Annotated in this window: 10 protein-coding genes and 2 tRNA genes; 7 read left to right on the top strand and 5 right to left on the bottom strand. The window is 72.8% G+C overall.

Going from position 1 to position 13022, the window contains the following annotated elements:
- The first annotated feature begins 8 nt into the window (after nucleotides 1-8).
- The 4 genes from ACRRSS_RS04500 (at nucleotide 9) to ACRRSS_RS04485 (ending at nucleotide 2700) form a co-directional block, all read left to right on the top strand.
- Nucleotides 9-1355: an AAA family ATPase gene (locus tag ACRRSS_RS04500; RefSeq protein WP_435969914.1), complete on the top strand. Its 1347-nt coding sequence runs from the start codon at nucleotides 9-11 to the stop codon at nucleotides 1353-1355.
- Nucleotides 1356-1494: 139 nt separating this feature from the next.
- Entirely contained in the window at nucleotides 1495-1851 is a 357-nt protein-coding gene (locus tag ACRRSS_RS04495) for a hypothetical protein (protein ID WP_435969913.1), read from the top strand.
- Between the two features lie 158 nt (nucleotides 1852-2009).
- On the top strand, nucleotides 2010-2636 hold the full coding sequence (locus ACRRSS_RS04490) for a hypothetical protein (protein ID WP_435969912.1): 627 nt from the start codon (nucleotides 2010-2012) through the stop codon (nucleotides 2634-2636).
- Nucleotides 2627-2700, top strand: a tRNA-Lys gene (locus ACRRSS_RS04485). Before ACRRSS_RS04490 ends, ACRRSS_RS04485 begins: the two co-directional genes overlap by 10 nt.
- Before the next feature lie 83 nt (nucleotides 2701-2783).
- On the opposite strand, the gene ACRRSS_RS04480 is transcribed toward ACRRSS_RS04485, so the two are convergent.
- Nucleotides 2784-4034 (bottom strand): M6 family metalloprotease domain-containing protein, encoded by a 1251-nt coding sequence (locus ACRRSS_RS04480; protein WP_435969911.1) that lies wholly within the window; start codon nucleotides 4032-4034, stop codon nucleotides 2784-2786.
- A gap of 356 nt (nucleotides 4035-4390) precedes the next feature.
- On the opposite strand from ACRRSS_RS04480, the gene ACRRSS_RS04475 reads away from it, so the two are divergent.
- Nucleotides 4391-6253, top strand: coding sequence for a putative bifunctional diguanylate cyclase/phosphodiesterase (locus tag ACRRSS_RS04475; protein WP_435969910.1), 1863 nt, complete (start codon nucleotides 4391-4393; stop codon nucleotides 6251-6253).
- A 141-nt stretch (nucleotides 6254-6394) separates the two neighbouring features.
- Here ACRRSS_RS04475 and ACRRSS_RS04470 read toward each other — a convergent pair whose 3' ends face one another.
- Together ACRRSS_RS04470 and ACRRSS_RS04465 are read right to left on the bottom strand one after the other, a co-directional pair.
- Nucleotides 6395-8089: a glycosyl hydrolase family 18 protein gene (locus ACRRSS_RS04470; protein ID WP_435969909.1), complete on the bottom strand. Its 1695-nt coding sequence runs from the start codon at nucleotides 8087-8089 to the stop codon at nucleotides 6395-6397.
- 399 nt (nucleotides 8090-8488) lie between these two features.
- Nucleotides 8489-9562: an LLM class flavin-dependent oxidoreductase gene (locus ACRRSS_RS04465; RefSeq protein WP_435969908.1), complete on the bottom strand. Its 1074-nt coding sequence runs from the start codon at nucleotides 9560-9562 to the stop codon at nucleotides 8489-8491.
- Between the two features lie 360 nt (nucleotides 9563-9922).
- Between ACRRSS_RS04465 and ACRRSS_RS04460 the strand changes: the two genes are divergently transcribed.
- Together ACRRSS_RS04460 and ACRRSS_RS04455 are read left to right on the top strand one after the other, a co-directional pair.
- Nucleotides 9923-10681: an IclR family transcriptional regulator gene (locus tag ACRRSS_RS04460; RefSeq protein WP_435969907.1), complete on the top strand. Its 759-nt coding sequence runs from the start codon at nucleotides 9923-9925 to the stop codon at nucleotides 10679-10681.
- A 64-nt stretch (nucleotides 10682-10745) separates the two neighbouring features.
- A tRNA-Lys gene (locus tag ACRRSS_RS04455) sits at nucleotides 10746-10819 on the top strand.
- Nucleotides 10820-10963: 144 nt separating this feature from the next.
- Here ACRRSS_RS04455 and ACRRSS_RS04450 read toward each other — a convergent pair.
- Both ACRRSS_RS04450 and ACRRSS_RS04445 read right to left on the bottom strand, forming a co-directional pair.
- Nucleotides 10964-11626 (bottom strand): response regulator, encoded by a 663-nt coding sequence (locus tag ACRRSS_RS04450; protein WP_435969906.1) that lies wholly within the window; start codon nucleotides 11624-11626, stop codon nucleotides 10964-10966.
- Nucleotides 11557-12861: a sensor domain-containing protein gene (locus ACRRSS_RS04445; RefSeq protein WP_435969905.1), complete on the bottom strand. Its 1305-nt coding sequence runs from the start codon at nucleotides 12859-12861 to the stop codon at nucleotides 11557-11559. The genes ACRRSS_RS04450 and ACRRSS_RS04445 overlap by 70 nt, the downstream gene beginning before the upstream one ends.
- Between the last annotated feature and the right edge of the window lie 161 nt (nucleotides 12862-13022).

The raw sequence follows: 13022 nt of genomic DNA, 5'->3' as shown, positions 1-13022 counted from the left end.
GCCGGTCGATGTCCGATACCGCGACGGAGGTCTTCGACCCGTCGGCGGAGGCCGGCCGGGCGACGGCCGCCATCCTCGCGGACACCCTGCACGGCACCTCCCGGGGTGTCGTCGTGGACTCCCCGCCGGGCGCCGGGAAGTCGACGCTCGTGGTGCGGGCCGCGCTCGAACTGGCCGCCGCCGGACGCCCCCTGATGGTGGTGGCCCAGACGAACGCGCAGGTGGACGACCTGGTGCTGCGGCTCGCCGAGAAGGAGCCGGAGCTGGAGGTGGGCCGGCTGCACTCGAACGACTCCGATCCGTACGACAAGGCGCTCGACGACCTGGAGAACGTACGGAAGTCGGCGAAGGCGGGTGAGCTGGCCGGGCTGCCCGTGGTCATCTCCACGGCCGCCAAGTGGGGTCACGTGAAGAACGTCGAGCCGTGGGCGCACGCGATCGTCGACGAGGCGTACCAGATGCGTTCGGACGCGCTGCTCGCCGTGGCGGGCCTCTTCGAGCGGGCGCTGTTCGTGGGCGACCCCGGGCAGCTGGACCCGTTCTCGGTGGTGGGGGCGGAGCAGTGGGCGGGGCTCTCGTACGACCCGTCGGCGAGCGCGGTCTCCACCCTGCTCGCGCACAACCCGGAGCTGCCGCAGCACCGGCTGCCGGTGTCCTGGCGGCTGCCCGCCTCGGCGGCGCCGCTGGTCTCGGACGCCTTCTATCCGTTCACGCCGTTCCGCAGCGGCACCGGGCACGGGGACCGGAAGCTCTCCTTCGCGGTGGCGTCGGACGGGTCGGGTCCCGACCGGGTCCTCGACGAGGCGGCGGAGTCGGGGTGGGGCCTGCTCGAACTGCCGGCCCGGCACACCCCGCGGACCGACCCCGAGGCGGTCGGCGCGGTCGCGCTGGTGGTGCGCAGGCTCCTCGACCGGGGCGGCGCTGCGGTCTCGGAGCGGGCGGAGACCCCCGTACCGCTGACGCCCGACCGGGTGGCGGTCGGCACCGCCCACCGCGACCAGGCGGCGGCGGTCAGGGCGGCGCTCGCGGAGCTCGGCGTGACGGGGGTGACGGTGGACACCGCGAACCGGCTGCAGGGCCGCGAGTACGACGTGACGGTCGTCCTCCACCCCCTGTCCGGGCGCCCGGACGCGACGGCCTTCCATCTGGAGACGGGCCGGCTGTGCGTGCTCGCCTCCCGGCACCGGCACGCGTGCGTGGTGGTCTGCCGCGCGGGGGTGGCGGAGCTGCTCGACGCCCATCCGTCGACGGAGCCGGTCCAGCTGGGGGCCGCGGTGTCGTTCCCGGACGGCTGGGAGGCGAACCACGCGGTCCTCTCGCATCTGGCGGAGCACCGGGTGGCCTGGACGCCCTGAGCCGCCCTCCCGGCGCCGAAACCGGGGCTCGGGGGCGGACCGGGGGCGTACGGGGGGAGGTACGCGCTCTTGCGGGGCGCGGGACAATGGAAGCCGGCCCGGGATTCCGGGCCGTGCCTGTGCGAGGAGGAGACGGACGATGGCGGAATCCGCGGAACGGGGCGGACAGCGGCGGCTCAGGCCGGCTCCGCTGATCTTCGAGCCTGCCGAGGCGACCGCCGATCCGGAGCACTTCTTCGACCTGGAGTCGCTGGAGGATCCGCGGGAGCTGCTGTCCCGGGCGACCGAGCTGACGCTGGCGTTCCGCGCGGCGACGGACCGGGCGACCGAGTTCCAGGCGATCGCGGCGGCGCAGCTGGCGGACCCGCGCCGGTTCGACCGGCTGACGGCGGCGGACGTCGCCGAGCGGGCGCAGTGGACCGAGGACTACGCCCGGAAGATGATCGAGTTCGGCCGCGACCTGATCCGTTCGAACGGGCGGCCCGGGGAGGAGTGAGCGGGGCTGGTGGGGGCGGTTTCGGGCGGCCCCACGTCCTGGCTCAAAAAGCACCCCTGGCATATGCCGGGGTGCACGATACTCCTCGCCCTCCCCTCCTGTCCGGGATTCCGTGAACACTCGGCGACCGGCCGGTGACGCCCGGTAGACCTGGAGCCATGACGACGTGGCTGCGCGACGAGACCCCGCACGACATCTTCCGGTTCCTCCGGGAGGGCGACGTGGGCCGGCACCAGACCGCCCGGGTGACCGCCGACGGGGCCGCCTGGCTCGCCTCGGCCGCCGGTGGCCGCGGGGCCGCGCTCACCCGCTGGGAGGCCCGGCCGGCCTCCCCGGCGACGCTGCCCTGCGGGACGGTCTTCGACGTCGTCAACGTGGACCCGGTCTTCGGGCGCCGCATGCTGGACCGGCTGTGGCTGGAGGGCCCGGGGTCGGGGCCCGTCGCCGTGCACCGGGGCCGGATGATGCTGTTCGCCGCGCCGGGGACGGCCCAGCGGCTGCCTGCGCTGCTCGACTGGGAGGAGTGGGGCGAGGCGGTCCCCCGGCCGCTCTGTCACGGGGTCGGGGACGCGGTGACCGTGCCCCCGCTCGTGCCGTCCGGCGACACCGGGCCCCGCTGGCTGGTGGCGCCCGACACCCGGAATCCCTGGCTTCCCGGCCCCGAGGTCGTGCTCTGGGCCTGCGTGCGGGCCGTCCGGGCGTTCTCCGCCGCCGACGTGCGGGTATCGATTTTTCCTCCCGCCGATCCGGGTGCTAATGTCTACGACGTCAGCAGGCGCCGCTAGCTCAGTTGGTTAGAGCAGCTGACTCTTAATCAGCGGGTCCGGGGTTCGAGTCCCTGGCGGCGCACAGACAGAGGAAGCCCCTCGCGGAAGCGAGGGGCTTCTTCGTGTTCCGGGCCGGCTCCGGGAGGGGCCGGGTGCCGGTTCCCGTCAGTCGACGGCGGGCGGGGTGATCCTGACCGTCCAGCCGCCCGTCCCGGTGCGGTCGGTGACCTCGACCCGGACCCCGGTGCCGGGCACCGTGAGGGTCTCGCCCTCCTCCAGGGGGGCGTCCGCGAGCGGCGGGTAGACCGAGCGGTCCCAGCAGGCCTCGGTGTGCGGATGGGCGTCGACGACCTCGACGGGGCCGTCGCCGGAGGCCGCCTCGCCCCGGACCCGGTAGACGAGTACGCCTTCGGTGCAGGTGTCGGCGTTGTTCCCGGCGTCGGTCCTGGCCTCGACGGCGAGGGCGCTGTCGGGGCCGGTGCGGACCACGGCGAGCCGGGTGCCGAGGGTGCCGCCGGGCGTGGGCGGGGCGTCGGTCGGCTCCAGGCTGACCAGCCGGGGCTCCGCGCCCTGGACGCAGGTCACCTGGGTGCCGGAGAGCCAGCCGAGTTTCCACTTGTGCCAGCCGAACAGATCCGGGGAGAGCCCGAACTGGCTGCCCATGACGTCCCAGTCACCCACATGGGTGTCCCAGTCGCCCTTGCCGTCCTCCGGGCGGTGGTAGAGGTCGGGCAGGTCGAAGACGTGCCCGGTCTCGTGGGCGAGGACGTTGCGGTCGGGCGGGTGCCGCTCGAAGACGGTGACGACGCGCCTGATCTCGGTGCCGTCGACCTCCAGCGGGCGATCGAGGTTGACGACCTTGGTCGCGTCGGAGTCCACGCCGGGCGCGTCGGGGTCGGCGACCAGGTAGACGATGTCGTACCGGGAGAAGTCGACGTCCGCGTCGGCGGCGGCGATCGCGTCACGGAGGTAGGCGGCGCGCTGGCCGGCGTCCCAGTCCCGCCGTATGTCGTACGCGGCGGACTCCTTGGGCATCGGGGTCCAGGCGCGCTGGGGGTGCGGGCGCAGGGTGAAGCGCCCGTAGGAGGCACGGGTGAAGAACTCGCCGGTGGCGGGGAAGTGGTCGGCGGCGAGTTCGGCCGGTGTGGTGAGCGGCTCGGCGTCCGGGAAGGACAGGAAGACCATCACCGCGTCGAGGGTGCGGTCGGGGCGTGGGTACGACCTGTTCCAGGTGTCGAGGCCGAGCGAGTGGTGGGCCGCGGTACGCGGCAGGGCGCAGGGCCCGGCCGTCGGCGCGCCGACGGCGGGGCCGGCGACGAGCCCGGTGGCGGCCAGGGCGGCGAGCGACGTGAAGGCCGCCGCACCGGCACGCAGCCGTGAGCGTTCCACTCCCCCGGGTGGCTGCTGAGCCCTCACGTGGACCTCCGGATCGGGAATGCGGGATACCCCACCCACCTTGTGACGGTTTGCGGCGTTTCGCATGTTTCCGCTGCCCCGGTCGGGTGAGGGCGCGCCACGGGGTCGACGCGACCCGAGCGCGGTTCAGCTCACGGAAAGTCACATTCGGTCATGTCGTCGCAGACCCTTGTCAGACCCGCGCAGAAACGATCGGCCGGGGTGCGCCGGCGGGCGGTCCCGCAGCCGCGGACGCTCCCCCGAGGCCGCTCGGAGCTGGAACGCCCGCCCACACGGGCTCTATGATCGGCTCACTCTTCCTTGGCCGACCGTCCCGACCACATGTGACCGGCCCGACTGCACTACGGGAGCGAGCGGTGAGCGGAACCCCCGAAGGACCGGTGCACCCAGAGCCGCCGGAGACGTACGCGACGGAGCCCGTGCTCACGGAGCGTCACCAAGCCGAACTCCGTGACTACCACGCCGCCTTCCGGGTCTCCCAGCTCGCCATGGCCGTCGTCGACCAGGACGGCGTCGTGGTCACGGCCAACGACTCCTTCGGCGCCCTCCTCGGCACCGAGGCCGGGGCGCTCCGGGACCAGGCCGCCGCCGATCTGGTCGACCTCGCGTCCGACGGGCGGACCTGGCACGCGTACCGCGAGGTGCTGCGCGGCCGCCACGCCCGCTTCCGCTGCACGCGCCGCCTCAAGCACCCCGACGGGCGCTCGCTGTGGGCCGAGGTCACCGTCGCGCCCGTCCCCGACAGCCGGCGCGTCCTGCTGTCGATCGCGGACATCAGCGACCGGCGCGAGCTCCAGGCACGGCTGCGCCACCTCCAGATGCACGACCCGGTGACCCGGCTGCCCAACCGCGCACTCTTCTTCGAACGCCTCTCGGCGGCCCTGGAGAGCTCCGCCCAGGACGCCGGGTGCGGGGACGACGCCGACGCGACGGAGGCGGTCAGCTCTTCGTACGAGTCGTACGGGTATGGCAGAACAGGGCGGATCGGTCTCTGCTACCTCGATCTCGACGGCTTCAAGGCCGTCAACGACACCCTCGGCCACCGGGTCGGCGACCGGCTGCTCGCCGCCGTCGCCGCGCGGCTCACGGAGTGCGCGGACAGCGACGGCTACACCCGGAGCGGCGGACACCTCGTGGCGCGGCTCGGCGGGGACGAGTTCGCGATCCTGGTCGAGGACTCCACCGGCACCGAGCAACTCGCCGACCTGGCCCGCTCGGTGCTGTGCGCGCTCCAGCTCCCCTTCGACCTGGCCGGTCAGCGGCTGGCGGTCTCCGCCTCGATCGGCGTGGTCGAACGCTCCGGGCACGGGACGACGGCGACCGCCCTGATGCAGGCCGCGGACACCACGCTGTACTGGGCGAAGGCCGACGGCAAGGCCCGCTGGACGCTCTTCGACCCGGAGCGCAACGCGCACCGGATGACCCGTCAGGCGCTCTCCTCCACCCTGCGGCCGGCCGTGGAGCGCGGGGAGTTCGCCCTGGAGTACCAGCCCCTCGTGGATCTGACGGACGGGGCGGTGCGCGGGGTGGAGGCGCTGGTGCGCTGGAACCACCCGCAGTTCGGCTCCCTCCCGCCGAATCGGTTCATCGGGATCGCCGAGGAGGACGGCTCCATCGTGGAGCTGGGCCGGTGGGTGCTGCGCACGGCCTGCCGTCAGGCCCGGCAGTGGCAGAAGGACCATCCGCGCGAACGCCCGATCTTCGTGAGCGTCAACGTGGCGGTCCGCCAGGTCTGGGACTCCGACCTGGTCGCGGACGTGGCCGGCATCCTCGCCGAGACGGGTCTCGCCCCGCACCTGCTCCAGTTGGAGCTGACCGAGTCCGCCGTGATGGGCTCGGCCGGACGGCCGCTCCAGGCGCTCCAGGCGCTGAGCGACATGGGCGTGCGGATCGCGATCGACGACTTCGGCACCGGTTACTCGAACCTGGCCTATCTGAGCCGGCTGCCGGTCTCGGTGCTCAAGCTCGACGGCTCCTTCGTCCGCGGCTTCCAGGACGAGGAGCACGCCAACCCGGCGGACGAGCTGATCGTCGAGGCCCTGGTGCAACTCGCGCACCGGCTGGGGCTCACGGTCACCGCCGAGTGCGTCGAGACCTCGGGACAGGCGAGCCGGCTGCGCCGGATCGGCTGTGACACGGGACAGGGCTGGCTGTACTCGCGGGCGGTGGCACCGGACCGGATCGCCGAGCTGATCGGGACGGCGCCGCTGCCGGTCTGAGGCGCCAGCTGACCCTGTCCCGCCCCGTCGGGGCCAGGGGCCGGCATGGTCCGGCGGACATGGAACTGCCCCCGGCCGGAGGGACATTCCGGGCGGGGGCAGCGGTTCATGAGGGGTTCAGCGGGTCAGCGGGTCGGGCACTCAGCAGGCGCCGAGGTCCTTCCAGACGCCCCACTCGCCGGTCGTGCCCGGCGTCTCGTTCTGGGTCCACCACTGGGCCTTGTACTTGCGGCCGTTGTGGGAGACCTCGTTGCCCGCGTTGTAGACCGTGCCGGCCGCGTACGCCGGGAGCGAGCCGCAGCCCGTGGGCGGGGTCGTCGGAGGCGTGGTGGGCGGGGTGGTCGGGGGCGTCGTCGGCGGCGTGGTGGGCGGGGTGGTGGGCGGGGTGGTGGTGCCGCCGAGCGCGGTGTTGATCTGGGTCAGCAGGGTGGCGTTGTTGTCCAGGCCGAGGAGCGAGTACATCATCGCGCCGGCCAGGCCGCGCTGCTTGCCGTAGTCCACCCGGGCCTGGATGGACTTCTGGTTGAGGCCGGTGAAGAACTCGCCGTCCTTGTAGAAGTACGAGGACTTCGACTGGTCGTCCCAGAAGGTCGTCGACGCGTTGTCGACGATGCCGCCGAGCTCCTTGTAGTGCGCGATGCCGGCCTGCTGGCTGAGCGGGCGGGCGCCTGAGCCGCCGGTGGCGGTCTGCGCGAGGCCGTTGGTGGTCCCGGCCGGGACGCCCTTCCAGCCGCGGTAGTAGAACTCGTAGCCCAGGGTCAGCTTGTTGGCGGGGAAGCCGCCGGCGATGCCGTAGGCCGGGTTGCCGTCGATCCAGGAGTCGATGGCGGAGTCGATGCTGTACTTCTCGGTGCCCGGCGCGATCACGTCGGTCGGGTCGTTCGGCGAGGGGTACAGCGGGGACTGGTGGTACGTCGGCCCGTCGCCGTCCCAGGCGCCGTGCATGTCGTACGTCATGATGTTGGCGTAGTCCAAGTACTGGCCGATCTTGTCGGTCTCGATGTACTTGATCTTGTCCTGGCCGGCCGGGAGGGCCGAGGTCAGCAGGTACTTCTTGCCGCCGTTGGCCGCGCCGTACGCGTCGAGCTGCTTGCGGAACTCGGCGAGGAGGAGGGTGAAGTTCTGCTTGTCCTCGGGGCCGTAGTGGTTGCCCAGGTGACCGCCGGAGGAGCCGGGGTACTCCCAGTCGACGTCGATGCCGTCGAAGATGCCGGCCGCCGTGCCGGCGCCGCCGTAGCCGCCCTCGACGGGCAGGTTGCCCTTGATGTACTGGTCGATGCAGGACGAGACGAGCTTCTTGCGGCTCGCGTCCGTCTTCGCCGCGTCGTGGAAGTACTTGGAGTAGGTCCAGCCGCCCAGGGAGATGTTGATCTTCAGCTGGGGGTACTTCGCCTTCAGCTCCTTGAACTGGTTGAAGACGCCCACGATCGGCTGGTCCCACTTGTCGGCGACGCCGTCGACGCTGTCCGCCGCGCTGAAGGACTTCTGGTAGTCGGCGTACGAGTCGCCCGCACCGTCACCCGCGTTGGGGTTGTTGTCGTCGCCCGCGGCCTTGTTGGCCATGAAACAGGTGAGGTTGGTGGGGTGGATGTTGCCGAACGAGTAGTTGATGACGTCCAGCTGGCCCGCGATGCCCCGGGTGTCGAGGTGCTTGGGGTAGAACGCGTTGCCGTAGACGCTCCACTGGTCGTAGTACGCGATGCGCACGTTGCCCGCGGAGGCAGTGGTCGTCGTGTCGGCCGCCTGGGCGGAGCCGAGGCCTACGGTCGCCGCGAGGGCGCCGGCGGCGAGGGCCGAGCTGAGGAGCGCGGCGATCAATGGCTTACGGGGGTGCACGTGCGGCCTCCATCGGGGGGAGTGCGGGGGTGGTGCCGTACAGGAGCTGGAGCAGTGATAACCGGCGGGTGAACAGCGCGTCAATGGTCTGAACCAGATTGAGGACTAGACCAATTCGAGGAAGAAAGGCCTTGTCAGGGAGGTGCAGCACAAAGCGGAACCGCCCGCCACCATCGGTGACGAGCGGTTTAAGGTTCACTTAGGGGAGGCGCGGGGGTGGTTCGGCGATGAACCAACCGCCGCCGAGAACCAGGGTTTTTACCCGGCCGTCGCCGGTGCGGAACGCGTCCCCCCGGTTCGCCGGCACGCTCCGGACCCTCGCTCGGGCCCGTCTTCGGATCGGGCCCCGCGAGCCCCGCCTGATCCGAGAGCGGGCCCTGCCTGATCCGAGAGCAAGCCCTAGGCCTCAGGCAGCTCCGGGAGTTCGTACGCGTCCGCGATGAGCTCGTAGCTCCGCAGCCGGGCCTCCCCGCCGTGCGCGTTCGCCGTGATCATCAGCTCGTCCGCGCCCGTCCGCTTCCGCAGGTCGTCCAGGCCCGTACGGACCTCGTCCGGGGTGCCGTACACGATGTTCGCGAGCCAGCCGTCGACGAACTCCCGCTCGGCGGAGCTGAATCCGTACGCCTCCGCCTCCTCCGGCGTCGGCACGAGACCCGGCCGGCCCGTGCGCAGCCGCAGCATCGCGAGGGCGCCGGCGAGGACCTGGCGACGGGCCTGCTCCGCCTCGTCGGCGGCGAACGCAGAGACGCCGATCATCGCGTAGGGGGCGTCGAGGTGCTCCGAGGGCCGGAAGGAGTCCCGGTAGAGATCGAGCGCCGGGATGGTGTTCCTGGCCGAGAAGTGGTGGGCGAAGGCGAAGGGCAGCCCGAGCAGACCGGCGAGGCGGGCACTGAAGCCGGAGGAGCCGAGCAGCCAGACCGGCGGGCGGCCCTTCGGGCCCTGCACCGGACCGGGCACGGCGTGGATCCGGGCGTACGGATGGCCGTCCGGGAAGTCGTCGTCCAGGAACCGGGTCAGCTCGGCGAGCTGCTCCGGGAAGTCGTCCGCGCCCTCGTTGAGCCGGTCGGTGCGGCGCAGGGCGGCGGCCGTGGCCCCGTCGGTGCCGGGCGCGCGCCCGAGACCGAGGTCGATCCGGCCCGGGGCGAAGGCCTCCAGGGTGCCGAACTGCTCGGCGATGACGAGCGGGGCGTGGTTGGGCAGCATGACGCCGCCCGAGCCGAGGCGGATGCGCTTGGTGTGGGCGGCGAGGTGGGCGAGGATCACCGCCGGCGACGAGGAGGCGACGCCGGGCATCGAGTGGTGTTCGGCCACCCAGTGCCGGTGGAAGCCACGCCGCTCGGCGAGCCTGCTCAGCTCCACGCTGGTGGCGAGCGCCCGGGTCGCGGTGCTGCCGCCGCCGACGGTCACCAGGTCCAGCACGGACAGCGGCACGGGCGCGGAACCCCGCGCCTCTCCTCGAATAGCGTCGCTCACCTTCGGGACCCTCCTCGGCACACGTACGAACTCACGACTCGGCTACGTCAGAGCAACAACAGGAGGGGGGCTCCGTTTATTCCGGCGGTTCTCGGCCACCGGTCGGGCCGTCACCGCGTCCGCTTCGCCGTAGAAAATCTTCGGACCTCCACCGGACGGACGGGTGCGTGCGAGCCCCCGCGCACGGCCCTGACCTGAGGCTCCGCACACCACTCATGACCTTGGCATATGCCAGAGTGGCGCGCCCCAGCGTACGGCCCGGACACTCCACATCATTCTCGCCAACAGCCGCCCCACAAAAGGTGCTTGGCGGCTATCGTGGTACGAAAGCTTGCGGTCACAACCTGGTAGGGGGAAACCGTGGCGCTGAAGCCCGAGCCCACCGCGCCGTTCCACTCGGTGCAATACGCCTTGCGCGTCCTCGAGACGGTCTCGCGGCACGGTGGCGGCGTGACGGACGTCCAGATCGCCCGCGAAGCCGGCCTCCCCGTCGCCCACCTCTCGTCCCTGCTCCTCATGCTCCGCCGCGAGGGGTACGTCGAGCAGGTCGCCGACGGCGCGTACGTGATCGGCGACTCCCTCGTCCTCCTCGGTTCCGGCATGACCCGCCGCGAGGCCCTGGAGGCGAAGCTCCAGGAGACCCTCACCGAGCTGCGCGACTCCGTCGGCGCGGCGGTCTACATCAGCCGGTACATCGACGGCGAGGTGAAGATCACCCAGTTCGCCGACGGTCCGCGCACGCCCAAGGTGAACGAGTGGGTGGACTTCCGCTCGGCCGCGCACGCCAGCGCGGTGGGCAAGTGCCTGCTCACCCAGCTCGACCAGAACGGGCGGCGGGACCACCTCTCCCGGCACAAGATCGCCCGGCTGACCTCGCGGACCATCACCAACGAGCGGATCCTCTTCTCCAAGCTGGACAGCCAGCCCGCCACCGTGCCCGTGCTCGACCTCCAGGAGTACGCGGTGGGCACGGTCTGCGCCGCCGTCCCGCTGACGGCGGGCTCCGCCGTGGGCTGCCTGGCGCTCTCCCTGCCGATCGAGCACGCCCACCGGCTGCGCGCGGCGGCCGACACGCTCAACCGCAGAGCCGCCCCCGTGGTGCTCTCGCTGGCGATCTGAGGACCCGGCCGCCGGGTGGTCGGGAGCACCCCGCGGGACCGGGTAGTATTTTCTCTGTCAGCAGGCGCCGCTAGCTCAGTTGGTTAGAGCAGCTGACTCTTAATCAGCGGGTCCGGGGTTCGAGTCCCTGGCGGCGCACAGACGGGAAGAGCCCCTCGCGGAAGCGGGGGGCTTTTTCGTGCCCGCAGCCCGCTCCGGTCGCCGCCCGCGCCCGCCCAGCTCCGCTCCGCGCGCCGCGCCCTGCCCGCCGCCCCGCCCCCTCCGCCCTCAGGGCCTCAGGCCTCAGGCCCTGAGGTACGTGAGGACGGCGAGGACCCGGCGGTGGGTGTCATCGGCCGGCGGCAGGTGCAGCTTCGCCAGGATGTTGCCGATGTGCTTGCCGACGGCCGCCTCCGTCACGACCAGACGACGGGCGATCGCCCCGTTGGAATGCCCCTCCGCGACCAGCCCGAGGACCTCGCGCTCGCGCGGGGTCAGCGCCTCCAGCGGATCGCGGTGCCGCCGCAGCAGCTGGCGGACGACCTCGGGGTCGACGACCGTCCCGCCGTCCGCGACCCGGGCCAGCGCGTCCAGGAACTCCTCCACCTGACCGACCCGGTCCTTCAGCAGATAGCCGACGCCCGTGCCGTCCCCCGCGTCGAGGAGATCGGCGGCGTAGCTGCGCTGCACGTACTGGCTGAGCACCAGGACCGGCAGGGCCGGCCGTTCGGCGCGGAGCGCGACCGCGGCGCGCAGCCCCTCGTCCTGGAAACCGGGCGGCATCCGGACGTCGGTCACGACGATGTCCGGGGCATGGGCGGCGACCGCCTCGCGCAGGGCGTCGGCGTCGCCGACGGCGGCGACGACCTCGTGGCCGAACCGGGCCAGGAGCCCGATCAGCCCCTCCCGGAGGAGGACGCTGTCCTCGGCGAGGACGACGCGGAGCTTTCGGTCGGTGCGGGACACGGGATCTCCACTCGCAGGAGGGTCGGCCCGCCCTTCGGGCTCATGATCGTCAGTCTGCCATCGAGGACGGCGATCCGGTCGGCGAGTCCGGTGAGACCGGTGCCCCCGGCCGGGTCCGCGGCGCCCCGCCCGTCGTCCTCGACGTCGATCCGCAGCGTGCCCCGGGTGTGCCGGGCGGTGATCCGCGCCCGGGTCGCGCCGCTGTGCTTGCCGATGTTGGCGAGGGCCTCGCAGCCGGCGAAGTAGCCCGCGCTCTCGACGGACTCCGGCAGCCGGGGCAGCTCGACGTCGACGTCGACGGGCACGGCGGACCGGTCCGCGGCGTCGGAGAGCGCCGGACCCAGGCCGTAGTCGGCGAGGACCTGGGGGTGGATGCCGTGGATGAGCTCCCGCAGCTCGGTGAGGACCTGCCCGGCCTCCGTGTGCGCCTTCGCCAGCTGGTCGGCGAGCGGGCCCGGCGGGGCGTCGAGCCGGGCCAGACCGAGGGTCATGGTGAGGGCGACGAGGCGCTGCTGGGCGCCGTCGTGCAGATCGCGTTCGATGCGGCGCCGCTCGGCCTCGAAGGCGTCCACGAGCCGGGCCCGGGAGGCGATGACCTCGCCGATCCTGCCGCCCCGCGCGTCGGCCTCGCGCGGGGCGAGCAGGGCGCGGGCGAGCGCCGCGCGGGCGCCGGCGAAGGCGGCGAGCGGGTAGGCGAGGGCGACGAGGAGCAGGGCGCCGAGGAGGGCGGCGGCGAAGGCCTCCGGATAGGAGGTCACCAGGTACGCCTTCACGACCTTGGTCTCGTCGCCGTCGAACGCCAGTTGGACGGGGGCGCTGAGAAGGGTGACCGGAAGGCCGATCGCGACGGCGACCGCGAGGAGGTCGAGCGGCCACAGGACCGTGGCGAGGAGCAGGGCGTACGCCAGTTCCCGCCAGGTCGCCTGCTCCCCCGCCCGCAGCCGGAGCCAGGCGGCCGGGCCGGGGGCGGTGGGGACGCGGTGCGGGTCGGGGGCCGGATCCAGGTCGACGAGCCGGAGGCGCCTGCGCTCGACGCCGCCGAGGAGGAGCCCGGAGAGCAGGAGCGGCGGCAGCCCGACGAGGAACAGCGAGAACACCCCGAGCACCAGGAACACGGCGCAGACGGCGGCCCCGAGCAGCCCGCCGGTGAGCAGATACCCGACGGCCCGCCAAGGCCAGGAGCCGCGCGGGAAACGGGGCCGGGTGAGGGCTTGCCAAGGGGTACGGGGGTCCATGAGCGACCACGCTAGGCGGAGGGACGGCGCCGGGGCCATGGGGTGAGGGGGTGCGGCGGGGGTGGGGCTGGGCCTACCCCCGGGCCTCGGTGGTGGCGTGCGGGTCGGGCTTCGGTCCCGGCGCGCGCGGGGCCACGTCCGACCCGGCGTTGTCGGGCCGC

The organism is Streptomyces sp. Qhu_M48 (assembly GCF_051305195.1).
Lineage (GTDB): Bacteria > Actinomycetota > Actinomycetes > Streptomycetales > Streptomycetaceae > Streptomyces.
The sequence above is the reverse complement of the archived record's forward strand: the minus strand, read 5'-3'. Positions and strand labels throughout refer to the sequence as shown.

What these genes read in the sequence shown, in the direction of transcription:
- ACRRSS_RS04500 (WP_435969914.1), top strand. Translation starts at nt 9, where the DNA reads ATGTCCGATACCGCGACGGAGGTCTTCGACCCGTCGGCGGAGGCCGGC.
- ACRRSS_RS04495 (WP_435969913.1), top strand. Translation starts at nt 1,495, where the DNA reads ATGGCGGAATCCGCGGAACGGGGCGGACAGCGGCGGCTCAGGCCGGCT.
- ACRRSS_RS04490 (WP_435969912.1), top strand. Translation starts at nt 2,010, where the DNA reads ATGACGACGTGGCTGCGCGACGAGACCCCGCACGACATCTTCCGGTTC.
- ACRRSS_RS04445 (WP_435969905.1), bottom strand. Translation starts at nt 12,861, where the DNA reads ATGGACCCCCGTACCCCTTGGCAAGCCCTCACCCGGCCCCGTTTCCCG.